The sequence below is a fragment of the Roseateles sp. genome (assembly GCF_044373315.1).
Lineage (GTDB): Bacteria > Pseudomonadota > Gammaproteobacteria > Burkholderiales > Burkholderiaceae_C > JACDQM01.
Window position 1 is genome coordinate 1 of sequence record NZ_JBILQK010000071.1, and the last position, 20,192, is coordinate 20,192.

The following is a 20,192-nucleotide window of genomic DNA, read 5'->3' on the forward strand; positions in this document are numbered from 1 at the left end:
ATAGGTCTGCTGCAGATCGACCAAGGCCGGTCCGCGCTCGCGCGAGTCGCCATGCACATGCTCGAACATGTGCAGGCTGGTGGCGCGGCCGCGGTCGAAGCTCTCGACATAGCGGGCCTGCACCGCATAGCGCTCGCCGCGCTGCAGTACGGCCACCAAGGCTTCGATCTCGGCCTGGCGCGCCGGACTCAAGGCCCGCTCGCTCTTCAGCGCGTCCAGCAGCTCGGGCAGCGCATCCAGCATCGCGTCGCTGGGGTAGTCGAGCAGGCGAGCGAGCACCCGGCAGCTCAGGCTGAGGGAGGGGGGCGACTTCTTGTGGTTCATGGTTGTCGCCCTCACAGCGTGGCCTTGATGGGGATGGTGCGCTTCTTGTCACCGCCGAACAGGCTGGTCTCGGTCTGCCCGTCCGAGCAGCCGTTGCCGAAGCTGAAGCCGCAGCCGCCGCGCAGGTCGTAGGCGTTTTCGGCGTACTCGCGGTGCGTGGTCGGGATCACGAAGCGGTCTTCGTAGTTGGCAATGGCCATGGTCTGGTACATGTCCTCGACCTCGCTCTTCAACAGCCCCACCTGGTCCAGCACCGCCTTGTCCTCGATGCCGTCCACATGCTTGCCGCGCTGGTAGGCGCGCATCGCAAGCATGCGTTCCAGCGCCCGCTCCACCGGCTTCACGTCGCCGGCGGTCAGCATGTTCGCCAGGTACTGCACGGGGATGCGCAGCTGCTTGACGTCCGGGATCTGGCCGTTCACACCGATATGGCCGGCATTGGCGGCCGAGCTGATCGGCGACAGCGGCGGCACATACCAGACCATCGGCAACGTGCGGTACTCAGGGTGCAGCGGCAGGGCGACCTTCCAGTCCACCGCCATCTTGTAGACCGGGCTCTTCTTCGCAGCCTCCAGCCAGGCTTCGGGAATGCCATCCTTGCGGGCCTGCTCGATCACGCGCGGGTCGTTCGGGTCGAGGAAGACATCGAGCTGGGCCTGGTAAAGGTCCTTGTCGTCCTTGACGCTGGCGGCCTCCTGGATGCGGTCGGCGTCATACAGCAGCACGCCCAGATAGCGGATGCGGCCGACGCAGGTTTCCGAGCAGACGGTCGGCTGACCGGCCTCGATGCGCGGATAGCAGAAGATGCACTTCTCGGCCTTGCCGCTCTGCCAGTTGTAATAGATCTTCTTGTAGGGGCAGCCCGAGACGCACATGCGCCAGCCGCGACACTTGTCCTGGTCGATCAGCACGATGCCGTCTTCCTCGCGCTTGTAGATCGAGCCCGAAGGGCAGGACGCGACGCAGGCCGGATTCAGGCAGTGCTCGCACAGCCTGGGCAGATACATCATGAAGGTGTTCTCGAACTGGCCGTAGATGTCCTTCTGGATGTTCTCGAAGTTCGCGTCCTTGCTGCGCTTGGCGAACTCGCCGCCCAGGATCTCTTCCCAGTTCGGGCCCCACTCGATCTTCTCCATGCGCTGGCCGGTGATCAGGCTGCGAGGACGGGCTGTGGGCGCGGCCTTGGACTTGGGCGCCGACTGCAGATGGTCGTAGTCGAAGGTGAAGGGCTCGTAGTAGTCGTCGATCTGCGGCAGGTTGGGGTTGGCGAAGATGCGCATCAGCAGCTTCCACTTGCCGCCCTGGCGCGGCTCGATATCGCCATTGGCCTTGCGGATCCAGCCGCCATGCCACTTGTCCTGGTTCTCCCATTCCTTGGGGTAACCGATACCGGGCTTGGACTCGACGTTGTTGAACCAGGCGTATTCCATGCCCGGGCGATTGGTCCAGACGTTCTTGCAGGTGACTGAACAGGTGTGGCAGCCGATGCACTTGTCCAGGTTCAGCACCATGCCGATTTGCGCACGTACCTTCATGCTGTTGCTCCTTGGGCCGAAGCCTCTTCATCGAGCCAGTCGACCTTGGCCATCTTGCGCACCAGCACGAACTCGTCGCGGTTGGTGCCGATGGTTCCGTAGTAGTTGAAGCCGTAGCTCAGCTGCGCGTAGCCGCCGATCATGTGAGTAGGCTTGGTGACGATGCGGGTCACCGAGTTGTGGATGCCGCCGCGCGTGCCGGTGATCTCGGACCCCGGGGTGTTGATGATCTTTTCCTGCGAGTGGTACATCATCACCATGCCCGGATTGACGCGCTGGCTCACCACCGCGCGGGCCGCAATGGCGCCGTTGGCGTTGAACAGCTCCACCCAGTCGTTGTCGACGATGCCGGCCTTCTTGGCGTCGTCCTCGCTGAGCCAGATCACCGAGCCGCCACGGTTGAGCGTCAGCATCATCAGGTTGTCGCTGTAGGTGCTGTGGATGCCCCACTTCTGGTGCGGCGTGATGAAGTTAAGCGCGATCTCCTTGTTGCCGTTGCTCTTGATGCCCTGCACCTCCACCAGGGTCTTCAGGTCCACCGGCGGGCGGTAGCTGCTGAAGCCCTCGCCGAAGGCCTGCATCCAGGGATGGTCCTGGTAGAACTGCTGGCGGCCCGTCAGCGTGCGCCATGGGATCAGTTCATGCACATTGGTGTAGCCGGCGTTGTAGGAGACCTTCTCGCTCTCCAGGCCTGACCAGGTAGGCGAGCTGATGATCTTGCGCGGCTGCGCCTGGATGTCGCGGAAGCGAATCTTCTCGTCCTCGCGGTGCAGAGCCAGGTGGGCATGTTCGCGGCCGGTCTGCTTGGACAGCGCTTCCCAGGCCTTCACCGCCACATGGCCGTTGGTCTCAGGGGCCAGCATCAGCACCACCTCGGTGGCGTCAATATCGGTCTCGATCTTGGGCATGCCTTGCGTCACGCCCTCATCGCGCACGCGGCCGTTCAAGTCGCCCAGCGCCGTCACTTCGTCCTGCGTGTTCCAGGCGATGCCCTTGCCGCCATTACCCACCTTGTTCATCAGGGGGCCGAGGGCGGTGAAGCGCTTGTAGAGGTTGGGGTAGTCGCGCTCGACCACCGCGATCTGCGGCGCGGTCTTGCCGGGGATCAGCTCGCACTCACCCTTCTTCCATTCGGACACGCCGAAGGGCTGGGCCAGCTCGGCCGGACTGTCGTGCATCAGCGGCGTCAGCACGATCTCTTTTTCCACGCCCAGATGGCCGACGCACAGCTCGCTGAACTTCTTGGCGAAGCCTTTGTAGATCTCCCAGTCGCTCTTCGCCTGCCAGGCCGGGTCCACCGCCGTGGACAGCGGGTGGATGAAGGGGTGCATGTCGCTGGTGTTGAGGTCGTTCTTCTCATACCAGGTGGCGGTGGGCAACACGATGTCCGAGTACAGGCAGGTGGTGCTCATGCGGAAGTCCAGCGTCACCAGCAGGTCCAGCTTTCCTTCTGGCGCCTTGTCGTGCCACTCCACCTCTTGCGGCTTGGCGTCGTCGCGGCCGAGATCCTTACCCTGCACGCCGTTGGTGGTGCCCAGCAAGTGCTTGAGGAAGTATTCATGGCCCTTGCCCGAGGAGCCTAGGATGTTGGAGCGCCAGACGAACATATTGCGCGGCCAGTTGGCCGGGTGGTCCGGGTCTTCGCAGCTCATGCGCAGCGAACCGTCCTTGAGGCCCTTGACCGCATAGTCCTTGGCATCCATGCCGGCCGCCTGGGCGTCCTTGACCACCTGCATCGGGTTGGTCTGCAGCTGCGGGGCCGAAGGCAGCCAGCCCATGCGCTCGGCGCGCACGTTGTAGTCGATCAGGCTGCCGCCGAACTTGGCCTTGTCGGCCAGCGGCGAAAGCACCTCGGCCACGTCCAGCTTTTCATAGCGCCACTGGTCGGTGTGCGCGTAGAAGAAGCTGGTGGAGTTCTGCTGGCGCGGCGGACGGATCCAGTCCAGCGCAAAGGCCAGCGCGGTCCAGCCGGTCTGCGGCCGCAGCTTCTCCTGGCCCACGTAATGCGCCCAGCCACCGCCGGATTGGCCGATGCAGCCGCACATCATCAGCATATTGATGATGCCGCGGTAGTTCATGTCGGCGTGATACCAGTGGTTCATCGCCGCGCCGATGATGACCATGGACTTGCCATGCGTCTTGTCGGCGTTGTCGGCGAACTGGCGCGCCACTGTGATGATCTGCTCGCGCTTCACACCGGTGATGCTCTCGGCCCAGGCCGGGGTGTAGGCCTTGTCGTCGTCGTAGCTGTTCGGCGTGTCATCGCCCAGGCTGCGGTTGATGCCGTACTGCGCCACCTGCAGGTCGAACACTGTCGCCACCAGCACCTCGCCGGCGTCTTCATGCTTGCCCAGCTTCAGACGCACCACCGGCACCTTGCGGGCCAGCACGTCCTGCTGCTTGTTGCTCTTGAAGTTGGGGGTGTCGATGCCGCCAAAATAGGGGAAGCCTATCTCGGCCACCTCATGCGCCTGCTCGCCGTCTTCCAGCACCGAGAGCTTGAGCTTCACGTCGCCATCATGGATGGCTTCCTTGCTCTCCAGGTTCCACTTGCCCAGGTCGGGCCGCTCGCCGGCACCCCAGCGGAAGCCGATCGAGCCATTCGGCAGCACCACCTTGCCATTGGTATCGAAGGCCACGGTCTTCCACTCGGGGTTGTTGTCCTGGCCCAGCTTGCCGCCGAAGTCGCTGGCCCGCAGGTAGCGGTCAGGCACTATCAGCTTGCGGCCGTCCGGCGTGGTCGTTTCCTTCAACTGCACCAGCAGCGGCAGGTCGGTGTAGCGGCGCGCGTAGTCGTCGAAGTAGGCGGACCTCTTATCGAAGTAGAACTCCCTCAGGATCACATGGCCCATGGCCATCGCGATCGCCGCATCGGTGCCCTGCTTGGGGTGCATCCAGATGTCGGCCAGCTTGGAGATCTCGGCGTAGTCGGGCGTGATCGCCACCGTCTTGGCGCCCTTGTAGCGCACCTCGGTGAAGAAGTGCGCGTCCGGCGTGCGCGTCTGCGGCACGTTGGAGCCCCAGGCAATGATGTAGTTGCTGTTGTACCAATCGGCACTCTCTGGCACGTCGGTCTGCTCGCCCCAGATCATCGGGCTGGCCGGAGGTAGGTCGCAGTACCAGTCGTAGAAGCTCATGCAGACGCCGCCCATCAGGCTGAGGTAGCGACTGCCGGCGGCATAACTGATCATCGACATGGCCGGGATCGGTGAGAAGCCGATCACACGGTCCGGCCCGTGCTTCTTGACGGTGTAGATGTTGGAGCTGGCGATGATCTCGTTGACCTCGTCCCAGCTGGAGCGCACGAAGCCGCCCAGGCCGCGGTCCTGCTGCCATTCGCGGCGCTGTTCCGTGTTCTCGACGATATTGGCCCAGGCATCCACAGGGCTCTTGGCCACAGCGCGCGCGGCGCGCCAGTGCTTGAGCAGGGAGCCACGCACCATAGGGTATTTGACGCGGTTGGCACTATAGAGATACCAGCTGTAGCTGGCCCCGCGGGCACAGCCGCGCGGCTCGTGGTTGGGAAGCTCGGGCCGGGTGCGTGGGTAGTCGGTCTGCTGGGTTTCCCAGGTGACGATGCCGCCCTTCACATAGATCTTCCACGAGCAGGAGCCCGTGCAGTTGGTGCCGTGGGTGGAGCGCACGATCTTGTCGTGCGCCCAGCGGGCGCGGTAGGCGTCTTCCCAGGTGCGGTCTTCACCAGTCGTGCGACCGTGGCCGTCGGCGAAGTCTTCCTTCGGTTGAGCGAAGTAGCTCAGGCGGTCGAGAAAATGACTCATGGTTGGGTCCTCAAGGATTCTTCACGTAGGCATTGGCGCGCAGGTAGAACCACCAGTTCAGCACCAGACAGACGGCGTAGAAGGCTGCGAATCCGTACATCGCGTATTGGGGTGTGCCGGCCTTGATCTGCTCGCCGATCACCACCGGCGCGATGAAGCTGCCGTAGGCGCCCACCGCGGCAGTCCAGCCCAGCACGGGGCCAGCCTGCAGACGGTCGAAGATCACACCGACCGTGCGGAAGGTGGAGCCGTTGCCGATGCCGCTGGCGGCAAACAGCACGATGAACAGCAGCATGAAGGGCATGAAGTACTGCTCGGGCGTGGCCGAGCTGTAGGCCAGCAGCATCACGTAGCCCACGGCGGCCGAGGCCACCACCATCACCGCCGAGATCCACTGCGTGACGATGGAGCCGCCCACCTTGTCGGATATCCAGCCGCCCACCGGGCGGATCAGCGCGCCGACGAAGGGTCCGATCCAGGCATAGGTCAGTGCCGAGGGCGCGTTGGGGTTCTTGACCGTGTGCGTCATCACGCCCGCGGCATCCGGGATGTGCTGGAAGCCGAAGATCACCGTGATCGACAGCGGCAGCGCCATCGAGAAACCGATGAAGGAGCCGAAGGTGACGATGTACAGCGCCGTCATCGACCAGGTGTGCTTGTTCCTGAAGATTTCGAACTGCTTGGCGATGTTGCCCTTCATCTCGCCGAAGGCGAGCACTTTCATCGCCAGCACGCACAGCACGATGATCAGCGGCAGCGCCACCCACATGTTCAGCAGGCCCAGGCCGACCGGCGCCGGCAGATAGAGGTACAGGCCCAGCAGGCCGACCGCGCCAGCGATCACCCAGAGGTAGAGGATCTTGCCGAAGGCCGCCAGCGTGCCGCCGTAGGTGGGTGAGATGGTCAGCAAGTTGTTCATGCCGAACCAGGCCAGCGCCACCAGGGGCAACAGGATGGCCGCCCAGATGAAGCCGGCGTTCTGGATGAAGGTCGGCGTGCCGGCCTTGATCTTGCCGAGAATCCAGCCCGAGTCCTTCAGCAGCACCATGGGCTCGCCGCCGGTGGCGCCGAAGATGCCCACCGTCATCACCAGCGGGATCAGGATCTGCATGGTGGTGACGCCGAAGTTGCCCAGGCCCGCATTCAGGCCCAGCGCCAGGCCCTGCTGGCGCTTCGGGAAGAAGGTGTTGATATTGCTCATCGAGGCGGAGAAGTTGCCGCCGCCGATGCCGGAGAGAAAGGCACAGGCCTGGAACACCCATAGCGGTGTGCTCTTATCCTGCAGCGCGATGCCGGTCCAGACCGCCGGGATCAGAAGCAAGGCGCTGGTGAGGAACACCGTGTTGCGCCCGCCCGCCAGGCGGATGAAGAAGGACGCGGGGATGCGGAAAGTGGCCCCCATCAGTCCGGCGATGGCGGTCAGCGTGAACAACTCGGCGGGCTTGAAGGGGAAGCCCAGGTTGATCATCTGCACCGTGATGATTCCCCACATCAGCCACACCGCGAAGGCGCAGAGCAGGTTGGGAATCGAGATCCAGAGATTGCGATTGGCAATCGACTTGCCGCGGCTGTTCCAGAAGGCGTCGTCTTCCGGACGCCAGTCGGCGATGTCGGCCGAGCTGAGCGCGCGCGGCGCTCCGCCTGCAGTATTGCTGGTCATGCGTGACTCCTAGGGAGAGGATTGCTTCAGTGCTTGAACGAGCGGCTCAGCGGAGACGCCGGGGCGTTGCTGCCCATCACTTCGGTCTTGCGGACTTCGGTCCAGTACATCCAGATCAGCGAGACCCAGACCACGCCGTACATCAGCATGAAGGCGCTGGAGCGCACGCCAGTGAGGTCCATCAGGGCGCCGAACATGATGGGCAGGATGAAGCCGCCCAATCCGCCAGCCAGGCCGACGATGCCGCTGATGGCGCCGATGTTCTGGCCGTAGTCGTCGCTGATGTACTTGAAGACGCTGGCCTTGCCGAAGGCCCAGGCAATGCCGAGGATGAACATCAGGCCGGTGAAGGCATAGACGTTCAGACCGATGTGGAAGGTCTTCGCGCCGTTGACCGTCATCACGGTGAAGTCGGTCTGTGGGTAGGACAGGATGAACAGGCAGATCCAGCTCACCCACATCACCCACCAGGTGACGCTGTGCGCGCCGTACTTGTCACTCATCCAGCCGCCGATGGCGCGCAGAACGCCGCCGGGCAAGGAGAAGCAGGCTGCCAGCAGCGCGGCCACGCGGATGTCTAGGCCATATTCGCCCACGTAGTACTGCACCATCCACAGACTCAGCGCCACGTAGCCGCCGAACACGATGCTGTAGTACTGGCAGTACTTCAGCACCTTTGGGTCCTTCAGCGCCTTCAGCTGGCTCATGAAGCTGGCATTGCTGACCACCAGGTGCTTGTCATCCGAGTGGCTGAAGAACCAGAACAGGATGGCCGTGCCCAGCAGCACCGCGGCATAGACATGCGGCACCATGCTCCAGCCGAAAGCCACCACCAGCGCGGGGGCGACGAACTTGTTGACCGCCGCGCCCGAGTTGCCGGCGCCGAACACGCCCATCGCGAAGCCCTGGCGCTGCTTGGGGAACCAGCGCGCCACATAGGGCGTGCCCACCGAGAAGCTGCCTCCGGCCAGGCCGACAAACAGGCCGATCACCAGGAAGTGCCAGTAGGCGGTGGCGTAGCTCATCATCCAGATCGGAATGACGCAGGCCAGCATCAGCGCGAAGAACACGATGCGGCCGCCGTGATTGTCGGTCCAGATGCCCAGCGGCACGCGGATCAGCGAGCCGGTCAGCACCGGCGTGGCGGTCAGCAGGCCGAACTCGGTGGCATTGAGGCCCAGCTGCTTCTTGATCGGGATGCCGATCACGCCGAACATCATCCAGACCATGAAGCACACGGTGAAGGCCAGGGTGCTGACGATCAGCACAGAGAGCGCACGGCGCGAGTTAGCGGGACTGTCTGCAGACATGGAGGAGCTCCTCTTTTCCATGTCTGCCACTGTCGGGCCTGGCCCTCCCGCTGAACATCCTTCTGCGGGCGCAGCAGCTCAGCGCAAAGGAACTACCCCGCCTGGCCGGGCCTCGTTCGGAAGAACTATGCGCAGCCCCTCATTGATCTGGCGCAAGGCGGACTTCAGCCGCCCATACCCTGCTCGCTGCCCCAGACTGCGGCCTGCACGCGCGAGCTCAGATTGAGCTTGCGCAGGATGTGCTGCACATGGATCTTCACCGTGGTCTCGGCGATGCCCAGGCTGCGGGCGATCTCCTTGTTGCTGGCGCCGCGCGTCAGCTGCTTGAGGATGTCGATCTCGCGGGGCGAAAGCTGCGGTGCGTCCTTGTCCTGCTCCGGCTTGGCCGGGCTGGTCGCACCCCCCCCGTTTCGCAGCGCGTTCAGCAGCTTGTGGCTCATCTCCGGGCTGACCACCGACTCGCCGCGCATCGTGCGCTTCAGCGCCGCGGCCAGATCCTCGCCGTCGATGGTCTTCAGTAGATAGCCCTGGGCCCCATTGCGCAGCGCCGCGCTGAGGTCCTCCTCGTCCTCGCTGACGGTCAGCATCAGCACCCGGGATGCCGGCGCCACCTGGCGCAGCGCCGGCAGCAGCGCCACGCCGGTGACGCCTGGCATGTGGTTGTCCAGCAGGATTAGATCGGGCTTCAGCGCCTCGGCGATGCGCAGCGCATCGCTGCCATCGGCCGCCTCGCCGACCACCTCGACGCCGGCCTCCTGCCCCAGCAAGGCAATCAGACCGCGGCGGAACAGCGTGTGGTCATCGACAACCAGAATGGTGATCAGCGTGTTCATGAGTGCAAAGAAGCTTTCTGGGTCGGGTCGGTGGCCTGCAGCGAGCTCAGCAGGGGCAGCGTCAGGCTGACGAGGGTGCCACCCTCAGGCGCTCGGCTGACCTGCAGCTGCGCGCCAATGCGCTGGGCTCTCTCCTGCATGATCTGCAGGCCGACATGAGTCTGCCCACTGCCGACAGCGGAACTCTCGATGCCGCGCCCGTTGTCGCGGATCTCGAAGCGCCAGCGCGGCAGTTGTTCGACAGTGACGCTGACATGGTCGGCCTCCGCATGCTTGCGCACATTGGACAAGGCCTCCTGAATGATGTGCAGTACCTGCACCTGATGATCGGGCGGCAAGGGCAGGCCATCGCCCTGCAAACGCAGATGGGTGCTCAGGCCGCTCTGGCGTTCGAACTTGGCCAGCGTGCTGCGCAGCGCATGCTCGATGTCTTCATGGCCGGGCCGCGTGCGGAAGTGCACCAGCAGTTCACGCACATTGGTGTAGCACTCCTTCACGCCTGCATCGATCTCGTCGAGGCTGCGCGTCACTTCCTCGGGCCGCTGGCGGGCCATCGCACCGCGCAGCAGCTGAACCTGGATCTTCAGGAAGGCCAGCACCTGGGCTATCGAATCATGCAGCTCCTGCGCCAGCAGATTGCGCTCCTCCGACACCGCCATCTCGCGGTCGCGCGCCGCCAGCCGCACGTTGTCGACCTGGATGGCGAACTGGCCCACCAGCGCATCCAGCAGCAGGCGCTCGGCTTCGACCAGGCTGCGCTCGCTGTAGAAGAACAGCTCCACCTCGCCGATCACGCGGCCGCCCGCGCGCATCGGCACCGAGATCACCGTCTGATAGCCCGCCGCCTCGCAGTGGCTCAGCTTGGGCGCCTCCAAGCCGCGGATCGGAATGACGCGGGCGCCGGGCGCGCCGGGTGCGGCGCTGCCGCAGGCGCACTCGCCCTTGCGCAGGCAGCGCTCGGCGTCGATCATGGACTGGGGCATGCGGTTCTGGCCCATCAGCAGCCAGCGCTCCTCGTCCTGCGCGGCCAGCCTCACCGCGCTGGCGTCGGCCCGCGCGATGCGCGCGACCTTGGCAGCAAAGGACTGCGACATCGATTCGAGACTGGCATCTGCCTGCCCCGCCATCAGCGCCACGTCATACAGCGCCTCCAGCCGCTCGTTCTGCTGGGCCAGATGGGCGGTCTTGTCCCTCACCTTGCCTTCAAGGCCCTGGTGCGCCTCATCCAGCGCCACCGCCATCTGGTTGAAGCCTTCGGCGAGGCTGCTGAACTCGACCACCGAGCTGGTCTCGTCGACGCGCACGCCAAGCTGGCCGGCCGCCATCTGCCGCAGGCCGTCACGCAAGCGCTGCAGCGGCTGGACGATCCACACATAGGTGCCTGAGACAAACACCACCGAGGCCGCCACCACCAGCACCACCAGGCTGAAGCACAGCCCGCCCAGGATGGCGGTGCGCGCGGCGATGGTGCGCTCGATGGCGCCAACCAGCTGATCGATGGTGGCTACGAAGCTGTCGACCTGCGGCCGCAGTCCAGGCCCCGGGGCCAGCAGCGCGGCACGCAAGGCGGGCCATTGCTCTTCGACGGCCAGCAACCGCTCGGTGCATTCCTCGGTATCGGGAACAAACAAGGGCCGCTGCGCGTCGCCGACCCGCAAGCGATGCACCATCGCGTCGAACTCCTGCAGATCACGCTGCAAGGCGGCTGGCGTGGCATCAGCCTGCGACAGCACCATGCGATAGCTCATCATGCGCATGCGCCCGGCCTCGTTGATGGCGCCGGCGCCACCCTCCAGCTGCCACGACACCCAGAGGGTGAACGCGATCGACGCCAAGGCGACGACCAGGAAGCCGGTCTGTATCAAGGCCAGCTTGCCGACGAGACTGCGCAGACGGTTGAGCATGGGGCGAGCGTAGGGCGGCGCCCCATGGGTTGACTTGACACGCATCAAGTGATGTTCGGGCCGCAAAGCCCGCCACCGGCCTACCCCGCCTCGGCTACCGCCCAAGTCATCCGGTGCGCATCGGTCAGGAAAGGTTATGGCAACAGCGTCGGATCGCGGAGGCGGGCCGACTATTCCCGCGTGCGCCACATGCAACAGCCGCAAGCCTGTGCGCTGATCGCGCAAGCACGGCGCATGCGTGCAATCGACCCGACACGCCGAGCAGTCTGGATGCGCGTCATACTGGTTCACGCATTGCCGGAGCACGCGCTTGATGATCAAGACCCTGTATCGCTACCCACCCCTGTGCGGCCTGACGCTCATGCTCTTGGGCACTGAGGTGAGCGCGGCCGGCGCAACGCCGGTGCGCCTGGATTTCGATCAGCGCATCGGTGAACGTTCTGAACGCATCGGCATGCGGGTGACGCCAAGCCAGGTGGCGGTGCTCGACGCGCAGCAGCGCCCCAGTCTGCTGTTTGATCGCCGGTCAGCCGTCCTGACTCTGCTGGATCACGAGCAGCGCAGTTATCGACGGCTCGACCCTGCCCGCATCAAGCGTCTGGCCGACGATGTCAATGCAGCGCTGACACAGGCCAGAGCCGAAGCCAGCGCGCTGCCTGCGGCCGAGCGTGCTCTGGCTGAACAGCGCCTGCAGGAGCTGCTGGGCGCGCCGGGCAAGCCGCCAGCCGCCGTCCACTTCAAGCTCACGGCGCAGAAAGGCGAGTTCGCCGACCAGGCCTGCCGTTGGCATGAAATTCGGACAGGGTCGACCCCCACCGGACGGGTCTGCGCGGCGCCGCCAACGCAGGTGCCGGGCGGCGAGGCCGTGATGGCCCTGCTGGGGGCGATGGCAAAGACCTACGACGCGCTCAACCGCCAAACCCTGCTGCCGCTGGCCTTGCCGGCCAACCCGCTGCTGCCCTTGCTAGCGCTCGGGCAGCTGCCGCTGAGCCTGGAGGAAACGCGGGCCGGCGTGATGATTCGCAGCCGCCTGCTGGCGGTACGGCCGCTGGAGGGAGCTGCCGATCTGTTGGTGCCAGCGGGTTTCTCAGACGGCTTCGGCGGCACCCCCTGAACCCGCGGCAGCTGCGGCCCCGCTGTCAAGCCGGGAAAGTGCGACGCCTGCTTGAGGGTTAGGCCTGCCTTTACTTCTGACTTCAAATCCGTTGGCCTAAAAACTAACGGAGACAACCATGACCCTCAAACCCGGCCCAGCTTCATGGCTGCGCTCAGGCCTCGTCAAATGCGCGCTGCTGCTGTGCTTGCCGCTGGCCCAAGCGGCACCCACCTTCAGCACCATGTATGTGTTCGGGGACAGCCTCTCAGACACCGGCAACACCAGGGCGGTGGTCGGCTCGGGCGCCATCGTCTCCAACATCGCCGGCTATGGCTCGAACGGCCGCTTCTCCAACGGGCCGGTCTGGCATGAAAGCCTGGCCACGGGACTGGGCCTGACGGCCCCCACGCATTCGCGCGGCGGCGGCAACAACTATGCCCACGGCGGTGCTCGGGTTGACAACGCCACCGGCGCGTCGGCCGGCGTGCAGAACCAGTACGCCAGTTACATCGGCGGCAAGGGCGCGGCTGGCGCCGATGCCAATGCCCTTTACGTCGTGTGGGGTGGCGGCAATGACGCCCGCGATCTGGTCAGCAACGCCAATCCGCTCAACGCCGTTCAAAGCGCGATCAATCGACTCAGCGGCGTGCTGACCGGCTTGCTGAATGCGGGCGCAACCACCTTGCTGGTTCCCAATCTGCCGGACCTGGGACGCATTCCCGAGAACCGCGGCAAGGCCAGTGCCAACTCGGCCACTCAGGTCAGCAACCTGTGGAATCAGGAACTGCTGTCGATGCTGACGGGCTTGAGTGGCCAGACCAGCGCGTCGATCTACTTTCTTGACGTGTTCTCGGTGTTCAACGAGGTGCTCGACTCACCAGCAGATTTCGGATTCACCAATACCACCGGGCAGTGCCGCTCGCTGGGCTTCCTTGCACTGACCGAGATCAGCTGCGCCAACGCGGATCGATGGACCTTCTGGGACGCGATCCACCCGACGCGCGCGGCCCATGCACTGCTGGGATCGGCGGCGCTGGATCTGCTGCGCAACGGCGAGGCGCTGGGGCAGGATGTCCCGGAGCCGGCAACCGTATGGCTGCTGCTGTTGGCCATCGCCGCCATGCTGCTGGTGCGCAAGCAGCGCTTGCTGCCAGGGGTCGGCACGCGCCTGAGCGCGTAGTGGCTCAGTAGCCGCGCTGGCGCTCCACCCGGTGAGCCAGCGGCTGGCTGCTGCGCAGGGCCTGCAGATTGGCGGCCACCACGGCGGCAGCGCTGCGGGGGTCGGTTTGCGCCGCGGTGTGCGGCAGCACGGTGATGTGGGCATGGCGCCAGAAGGCATGCTCGGCAGGCAGAGGCTCCACCGTGAACACATCCAGCACCGCATGGCTGAGCTGGCGCGCGTCCAGCGCGGCCAGCAGATCGGCTTCAAGCACATGCGCGCCGCGCGCCAGGTTCACCAGGCTGGCGCCGCGCTTCATCTGCGCAAAACGCGCCGCGTTGAAGAAGCCGTGCGTGGACTCGGTCAGCGGCAGCAGATTGATCACCGTGTCGGCCGCCGCCAGCGCCTGAGCCAGAGCCGCCTCGCCCTGCAGGCAGGTCACACCGTCCTGCTGCGCCGGCCGCATCGTCGTGCTCCAGCCGCTCACCGCATAGCCCAGGCTTGAGAGCGTGCGCGCCACGCGCCCGCCCAGCTCACCCAGGCCCAGTACCAGCACCTGCCACTCGTGTGCGCGCAGCTGCTCGGGCTGGCGCCACAGCGCCTGCTGCTGCTGTGCCTGCACCTCGAGGAAGCCGCGGTGCAGTCCCAGCAGCGCCCACAGCGCGGTCTGCACCATGGCCTCATTCATTGCTGGGTCCACCATGCGCGCCAGGGGCACGCCAGCGGGCAGTGTCGGGTCAGTCAGCAGCTTGTCCACGCCGGCCCACAGCGACTGGATCAGGCGCAGATTGGGCAGCCCCTGCAGCACGCCATGGGCCGGGTTGGCCACGATGGCCACCTCCACTGCTGCGGCCTCGGCCACATCGCGCGGCGCGTCGAGCAGCCACTGCTCGCCGGGAAGGGCCTGCTGCAAATGGGCCAGCCAGGCGTCGCGCTCGGCCGCATCCCAGCGGCCCGTCAACAACAAAGCCACGGTCAGAGGTCTTTTTCTTCCAGGGCCTCGCACAAGGCCATCAGGCCGGCGCGCACCGTGGCCATGCGCACCGCATGGCGGTCGCCGGCAAACAGCTCCTTCCAGACCTTGGGCGGCTGGCCGGCGCGTGCCAGCGCCAGCCACACCGTGCCCACCGGCTTGCCCTCGCTGCCGCCGGTCGGGCCGGCAATGCCGGTGACGGCCAGCGTCCAGTCCACCGGCGCATGCGCCAGCAGGCCGCGAGCCATGTGTGAAGCCACCTCGGCGCTGACCGAGCCATACAGCTCGATCAAGGCCGAAGGCACGCCCAGCAGCTCGGTCTTGGACTGGTTGCTATAGCTCACCACGCCACGCTCGAACCACTCGCTGGAGCCCGACAGGCTGGTGCAGGCCGCCGCAATCAGGCCGCCGGTGCAGCTCTCGGCCGTGGCCATGCGCTCGCGGCGCTGGATCAGCGCCAGCGCGATCCGGTGGATCAGCTCGTTGTCGTCGGGTTGCAGCATGGTGTTCATCTCCTAGTGCGGGATCTTCGTCGTGGTCGTCGTCTCTTTTCAGCCCATGATCGCGCGCCACAGCGCGATCACCACAAGCGTACATCCGGCCGCCACGTAGTCATCAAACAGAATGCCCCAGCCCTGCGCATAGCCCACCGGCTTGCCGCGCTTCCCTTTGAACAGGCCGTCGGCCCAGCCCACCGGGCCCGGCTTGGCCGCATCGAAGAAGCGGAACAGCGCAAACGCCGCCGCCTGGCCCCAGAAGCCCGTGGGCATCACCAGCACCAGCACCAGCCAGAAGGCCAGCACCTCGTCCCAGACGATGGCGCCGGGGTCAGGCGTTGCCATATTGCGGGCGGTCACCGTGCAGGCCCACCAGCCCACCAGCGTGCCGATGGCGATCAGCGCCAGCCACTGGCCCTCGCTGAGCCAGACATCGAACACCAGAAATGCTGCCCAGGCCCACAGCGTGCCCACCGTGCCCGGCGCCTTGGGGGACAGGCCGCTGCCGAAGCCCAGCGCAATCCAGTGCGCCGGATGGCCCAGCATGAAGCGCGCGGTGGCGCGGCGCGGGCCGCCGCTGGAAGGCAACGGCGGCGGCGGTGGCGCGGGGGCGGCAGCTTCAACTTGTTGAATCGGTTCTTCGCTCATGCGCTTGCCTTGAAATGGTCAAAGCCCGCAGGCTGCTCAGGCAAGACCTGGCCCTGCGCATCGATCAGGCGCAGCCCGAGTTCGGCGTCCAGCTGGCCCACGCGCGTGACACGCGTGCCGCTGGCGGTGGAAGCGGCCTGCACGGCGGCGCGCGCCGAAGCTGGCGCGCTGAAGATCAGCTCGTAATCATCACCTCCGGCCAGCGTGCACAGGCGCTGCAGCGCCAGCGGCTGCTTCAGCAAAGCTGGGCCGCGCGGCAGTGCATCAGCCTGCACCGTGGCGCCCAGGTTTGAGCGCTTCAGCACATGGCCCAGGTCACCCGCAAAGCCATCCGACACATCGATGGCGCTGCGGGCCACACCGCGCAGCGCCTGGCCCAGCGCCACACGCGGCTGCGGCTGCTCCATCGCACGGCGCGCCAGCGCAAAGTCTTCGCCGCTCAGCTGCACCGTGCCGCGAAAGGCCTCCAGCGCCAGCCGCGCATCGCCCAGCGTGCCCGACACATATAAGTCATCGCCCGCCTGCGCGCCACTGCGCAGCAGCGCCGTGCCGGCCGGCGCCTCGCCCATCACGGTGATACAGATGTTCAGCGGCCCGGCCGTGGTATCGCCGCCCACCAGTGCGATGCCGTGTGCATCAGCCAGCGCAAACAGTCCGCGCGCAAAGCCTTCAAGAAACACCTCATCCGCCCGCGGCAGCGCCAGCGCCAGCGTGAAGGCCCGCGGCGTGGCGCCGCAGGCCGCCAGGTCCGACAGGTTCACCGCCAGCGCCTTGTGGCCCAGCCGATCCGGCGCCACGGTCGAGAGGAAATGCCGGCCCTCGACCAGCATGTCGGTCGAGACAAGCCACTGCGCGCCTGGCGTCGGGCTAAGCACGGCGCAGTCGTCGCCGATCCCCAGGGCCACGGTGGCGCCTGGCTGCGCTGGCGGCTGCGGGTCCCGTGTGAAAAAGCGTTTGATGAGATCGAATTCACCCATGGGGTGGCATTGTCGTCGCAGCCCGCGATCAGCTCAGGTCAACCCGAGCGCCTGCGACGCCGCGCCGCCGCCAGGTCCAGCCAGAGCGTGATGCCAGCGCAGGCCGCAGTGAACCCGGCGATGGGCGCCGCCGAGGCTTCCTCCAGGCTCCACCGGGCCATCCAGGGATGGCGCTGGTCATACCAGAGCTGGCGGCGCACATGGCGCTGGCCCGCGCTGGGCAGGTCCGCCTCGCAGGCTTGCAGCGTGTCCTACCGAATCTGGTTCACCAACTCATACGAGGCCTCCGGCCCGCCGCGTGGCATCGGCACATGGGCGTAGGTCTTGCGAATGAAGGCGGTCTTGCTGGCGTCAGCAGAAAAATTCTTTTGCTTGCCGATGTCGAAATCCGGATAGTCGGCGGCGTCTTGGGTAAGGGTGCCAGCGCAGCGGGCGCTACCCATCGTGAAGGGGGCTGGCGGCTTGTCGCCTGGTTTGGCCGGTGACGCCGCCTGTCCTCTACCCTTCGTTTCATCGTTCCCAGAACTCTTTTTGGAGAATTCACCATGCAATACATGTTCTTGCTCTACAGCACACCAGAGGCAGAGCCCGTCTACGGAACGCCCGAGTTCCAGGCCATGATGGCCGACTTCGCCGCCTTCAGCGAGAAAGCCAAGACCGATGGCGTTTTGCGCGGCGGTGAAGGCTTGCAAGGTATCGAAACCGCCACCTCCATCAAAGTGCGCGGCGGCAAGGTCGAAACCATGGACGGCCCGTTTGCCGAAACCCGCGAACACTTGGGCGGCTACTACGTGCTCGACGTGCCCGACCTCGACACCGCCTTGCGCTACGCGGCGCAAATGCCGGTTGCAGCATTTGGCACCGTTGAGGTGCGGCCCTTGTTGAACTACGACCCGGCCGACGCCTGATCGGTGGCAAGCGCATGAGCGCCCCCGCCCAGGCCATCGCGCTTGTCCAGGCGCTGGAGAACGTCTTGCGCCACGACCGGGGGCGGCTGATGGCCGCGCTGACGCTGCGGCTCGGCTCGTTCCAGCGCGCGGAAGACGCGCTGCAAGAGGCCAGCCTGTCAGCGCTGAGTCACTGGGCGCGCGATGGCCTGCCCCAGTCGCCCCAGGGCTGGCTGATCCGAGTGGCCTTCCGCAAGGCGCTCGACCAGCTGCGCGCCGAGGGCCGCGACGGCGAGCGCGAAGCGGCTGTGCAGCTGGTCAAGGAATTGCTCGGTCAAGACGAGCCTGAGCCCATTCCTGACGAGCGGCTGCGCCTGATCTTCACTTGCTGCCACCCCGCGCTGGAACTCAAATCGCGGGTGGCGCTGACGCTGCGAACCGTTTGCGGCCTGTCCACCGGCGAGATCGCCCGTTTGTTTCTCGATCACGAGGCCACCATGGGCCAGCGGCTGAGCCGGGCCAAGACCAAGATCGCCCGCTCAGGCATTGCCTACACCGTGCCACCACCCGAGCAATGGGACGACCGGCTGCAGGCTGTTCTGACCACCGTCTACCTGATCTTCACCACCGGCTACACCGCCGCACCCGACGAAACCCGCGACCTTTGCGGCGAAGCGCTGTTTCTGGCGCGCTTGCTGGATGCTTTGTGTCCTGAACAGCCCGAGATCGAAGGCGCGCTCGCACTGATGCTGCTGACAGATGCCCGCCGTGCGGCGCGGGTCAGCGCCTGCGGCGCGACGGTGCCACCCGCCGAACAGGATCGCCGACTCTGGCACCGCGACGTGGAAGCAGAGGGGCGGCAAAGGCTGGAGACGGCACTGCGGCGCAAACGGGCCGGGCCGTTCCAGATCAAAGCGGCGATCAGCGCTTGCCAGATGGCCGAGCCTGCGCCGGACTGGCCTCAGATTCTTCATCTGTACACGGCGCTGCTCCCTCTGGAGCCCACGCCGGTGGTGCGTATCAACCACGCGGTCGCGATGGCAGAGAACGGACTGGTGGCCGCAGCGGTGGCCACGCTAAACGAGCTGCATGAGGCACTGGCTGACTTCCAGCCCTTTCATGCGGCCCGCGCCGCCGTGCTAGCAATGGCGGGCCAGACCGACGCAGCCCAGCGGGCATACGACCAGGCCATCGCACTGGCAAGCCACGAAAGCGATCGGCGGTTTCTGGCGGCACGGGCTGGTCGATTGGCAGACAGCGCCCTACACACCCAGCCGGCGACGCCCATTCGCATTCGGAATGGAAGCAGCGCCGGCGGGATGTAAGTCGTTTGGCTGCCCTCTGCCAATCGCCATGTTCAACGGCGACTTCGTGGGGAAGCGCTCGAGCACAACGCATAGTTCCCACCGGCGGCATTCGCTGGAGATCCAAAAACGGCAACAACTCGCTACCCAGTCATGTTGGCAGGCGTCGCCTCGCGCGCCTCTTCGTCAGTCAGCTATGGCAACTGAATGCTCTCGATGGACGGCAAGCTCACGCGAGGCTCGCGGCATCGAACGCCAGATCAGTACACGCCCATGTAGTCACGCTTGCCGATCGCGATGCCGTTGTGGCGCAGGATGTCATAGGCTGTGGTGACATGAAAGAAGAACTGCGGCAGGCCGTAGTTGGCCAGATAGGTTTGGCCGACCAGCTTCTTCTCTTTCGGTGTACCGGGACGCAAGATGATCTCTTTGCTTTCGCTGCCTTCGAACTGCGCAGCGTTCAGGCCTTCCAGAAAGCTCACCGTCTGGTCCAGCAGCAAGTCAAGATCAGCAAAGCTCTTCTCTTGTCCCGCCTGGGCAGGGACCTCGACACCCGCCAGGCGTGCCGACACGCCACGCGCAAAGTCGGCCGCGATCTGCACCTGTTTGGCCAAGGCAAACATGTCTGGATATAGGCGCGCCTGCAGCAAGGCGTCGGGCTCAATCGAGTGGGCCGTGGCGTGCGCACTCGCCTGCGCCAGTACGGCCTTGAGCGCCAGCAGCATTTGCTTGAAGACGGGAACGGCGAAGGTATACATCGGGCTGGTGGTCATGGTCGTTCCTTGTTGGTGGAAGTAGTGAAGCTGGACGGCGACGGCATTCGAGCTGCGCTGCGCCCCGACCGTGTCGGAAGTCGAGTGGCTGTGCCATCGGCCAAGGGCGGAGGGCGGAGGGCGCGCTAAGTGTAGGGGCGCGCGAAGAGGCTCGTCACTGCGAGCGCATGATCGGCTGCGGTTGACTGGGATCCACTGTGGTCAGGGGAAGTCGGACGTCTGGCAGTCCGTTTCGTCCGGCAGATCTACGGGATCGGGGTCGCGTGGCGCCGGTTTCGACCCACTGCGATCCAAAGAACTGCGAACCACAACGCCGCAAAGCTGCCGCTATATGTTGGCGTGAGCGGCAAACAACGGCGCGCGCAGTGCCTGCGCGAGGGCAGCATGCCGGAGAACTACCCCGAAGAGCGCCGACTGGCCCCCAAGCCACAGGCACTTGGCGCACCCCATGCCGCCGTTGCAGCTGTGTACAAGAAGCTGGCTGGAGGCGAGCTCGCAGGCTGCGTGGACGCCAAAGTTCGGTTAGTCTGGGA

18 protein-coding genes are annotated in these 20,192 nt (G+C 65.6%); 5 read left to right on the forward strand and 13 right to left on the reverse strand.

Annotation, left to right across the window (positions count from 1 at the left end; all coding sequences use genetic code 11):
- From narJ to ACIQ67_RS14865, 7 genes are all read right to left on the reverse strand, one after another.
- On the reverse strand, nucleotides 1-324 hold a 324-nt coding region (gene narJ, locus ACIQ67_RS14835; protein ID WP_397535152.1), incomplete at its 3' end, for a nitrate reductase molybdenum cofactor assembly chaperone.
- A gap of 11 nt (nucleotides 325-335) precedes the next feature.
- The gene (narH, locus tag ACIQ67_RS14840; RefSeq protein WP_397535153.1) at nucleotides 336-1,859 is read right to left on the reverse strand and encodes a nitrate reductase subunit beta; all 1,524 of its coding nucleotides are present in this window, start codon (nucleotides 1,857-1,859) and stop codon (nucleotides 336-338) included.
- Nucleotides 1,856-5,638 carry a nitrate reductase subunit alpha gene (locus tag ACIQ67_RS14845; RefSeq protein WP_397535154.1) on the reverse strand — a complete coding sequence of 1,261 codons (3,783 nt, stop codon included), beginning with the start codon at nucleotides 5,636-5,638 and terminating at the stop codon, nucleotides 1,856-1,858. Before ACIQ67_RS14845 ends, narH begins: the two co-directional genes overlap by 4 nt.
- Nucleotides 5,639-5,648: 10 nt before the next feature.
- Nucleotides 5,649-7,298 (reverse strand): antiporter, encoded by a 1,650-nt coding sequence (locus ACIQ67_RS14850; protein ID WP_397535155.1) that lies wholly within the window; start codon nucleotides 7,296-7,298, stop codon nucleotides 5,649-5,651.
- A gap of 26 nt (nucleotides 7,299-7,324) precedes the next feature.
- A complete protein-coding gene (locus ACIQ67_RS14855) occupies nucleotides 7,325-8,608 on the reverse strand; it encodes a nitrate/nitrite transporter (RefSeq protein ID WP_397535156.1) in 1,284 nt (427 codons plus the stop codon).
- Between the two features lie 164 nt (nucleotides 8,609-8,772).
- A complete protein-coding gene (locus ACIQ67_RS14860; protein ID WP_397535157.1) occupies nucleotides 8,773-9,441 on the reverse strand; it encodes a response regulator in 669 nt (222 codons plus the stop codon).
- Nucleotides 9,438-11,345, reverse strand: coding sequence for a type IV pili methyl-accepting chemotaxis transducer N-terminal domain-containing protein (locus ACIQ67_RS14865; protein ID WP_397535158.1), 1,908 nt, complete (start codon nucleotides 11,343-11,345; stop codon nucleotides 9,438-9,440). Before ACIQ67_RS14865 ends, ACIQ67_RS14860 begins: the two co-directional genes overlap by 4 nt.
- A gap of 313 nt (nucleotides 11,346-11,658) precedes the next feature.
- Here ACIQ67_RS14865 and ACIQ67_RS14870 point away from each other — a divergent pair, with 313 nt between their 5' ends.
- Complete coding sequence (locus ACIQ67_RS14870; protein WP_397535159.1) at nucleotides 11,659-12,459, forward strand: hypothetical protein; 801 nt, start codon at nucleotides 11,659-11,661, stop codon at nucleotides 12,457-12,459.
- Between the two features lie 118 nt (nucleotides 12,460-12,577).
- Nucleotides 12,578-13,621 carry an SGNH/GDSL hydrolase family protein gene (locus ACIQ67_RS14875; RefSeq protein ID WP_397535160.1) on the forward strand — a complete coding sequence of 348 codons (1,044 nt, stop codon included), beginning with the start codon at nucleotides 12,578-12,580 and terminating at the stop codon, nucleotides 13,619-13,621.
- 4 nt (nucleotides 13,622-13,625) lie between these two features.
- On the opposite strand, the gene ACIQ67_RS14880 is transcribed toward ACIQ67_RS14875, so the two are convergent.
- The 5 genes from ACIQ67_RS14880 to ACIQ67_RS14900 all read right to left on the reverse strand — a co-directional run bounded on the left by ACIQ67_RS14880 (nucleotide 13,626) and on the right by ACIQ67_RS14900 (nucleotide 17,138).
- A complete protein-coding gene (locus ACIQ67_RS14880) occupies nucleotides 13,626-14,573 on the reverse strand; it encodes an NAD(P)-dependent oxidoreductase (RefSeq protein WP_397535161.1) in 948 nt (315 codons plus the stop codon).
- 2 nt (nucleotides 14,574-14,575) lie between these two features.
- On the reverse strand, nucleotides 14,576-15,076 hold the full coding sequence (locus ACIQ67_RS14885) for a CinA family protein (RefSeq protein ID WP_397535162.1): 501 nt from the start codon (nucleotides 15,074-15,076) through the stop codon (nucleotides 14,576-14,578).
- 48 nt (nucleotides 15,077-15,124) lie between these two features.
- Nucleotides 15,125-15,718, reverse strand: a complete 594-nt coding sequence (locus ACIQ67_RS14890; protein ID WP_397535163.1) for a phosphatidylglycerophosphatase A — start codon at nucleotides 15,716-15,718, stop codon at nucleotides 15,125-15,127.
- Nucleotides 15,715-16,695, reverse strand: coding sequence for a thiamine-phosphate kinase (gene thiL, locus ACIQ67_RS14895; RefSeq protein ID WP_397535164.1), 981 nt, complete (start codon nucleotides 16,693-16,695; stop codon nucleotides 15,715-15,717). Before thiL ends, ACIQ67_RS14890 begins: the two co-directional genes overlap by 4 nt.
- Nucleotides 16,696-16,946: 251 nt before the next feature.
- Nucleotides 16,947-17,138 (reverse strand): hypothetical protein, encoded by a 192-nt coding sequence (locus tag ACIQ67_RS14900; protein WP_397535165.1) that lies wholly within the window; start codon nucleotides 17,136-17,138, stop codon nucleotides 16,947-16,949.
- A gap of 102 nt (nucleotides 17,139-17,240) precedes the next feature.
- On the opposite strand from ACIQ67_RS14900, the gene ACIQ67_RS14905 reads away from it, so the two are divergent.
- Nucleotides 17,241-17,603 (forward strand): YciI family protein, encoded by a 363-nt coding sequence (locus ACIQ67_RS14905; protein WP_397535166.1) that lies wholly within the window; start codon nucleotides 17,241-17,243, stop codon nucleotides 17,601-17,603.
- Between the two features lie 14 nt (nucleotides 17,604-17,617).
- Nucleotides 17,618-18,907 (forward strand): RNA polymerase sigma factor, encoded by a 1,290-nt coding sequence (locus tag ACIQ67_RS14910; RefSeq protein WP_397535167.1) that lies wholly within the window; start codon nucleotides 17,618-17,620, stop codon nucleotides 18,905-18,907.
- A gap of 239 nt (nucleotides 18,908-19,146) precedes the next feature.
- On the opposite strand, the gene ACIQ67_RS14915 is transcribed toward ACIQ67_RS14910, so the two are convergent.
- Nucleotides 19,147-19,659 (reverse strand): DUF1993 family protein, encoded by a 513-nt coding sequence (locus ACIQ67_RS14915; protein WP_397535168.1) that lies wholly within the window; start codon nucleotides 19,657-19,659, stop codon nucleotides 19,147-19,149.
- A 339-nt stretch (nucleotides 19,660-19,998) separates the two neighbouring features.
- Here ACIQ67_RS14915 and ACIQ67_RS14920 point away from each other — a divergent pair.
- Nucleotides 19,999-20,192, forward strand: a 194-nt coding sequence (locus ACIQ67_RS14920; protein ID WP_397535169.1) for a hypothetical protein, incomplete at its 3' end; no start/stop codon positions are given.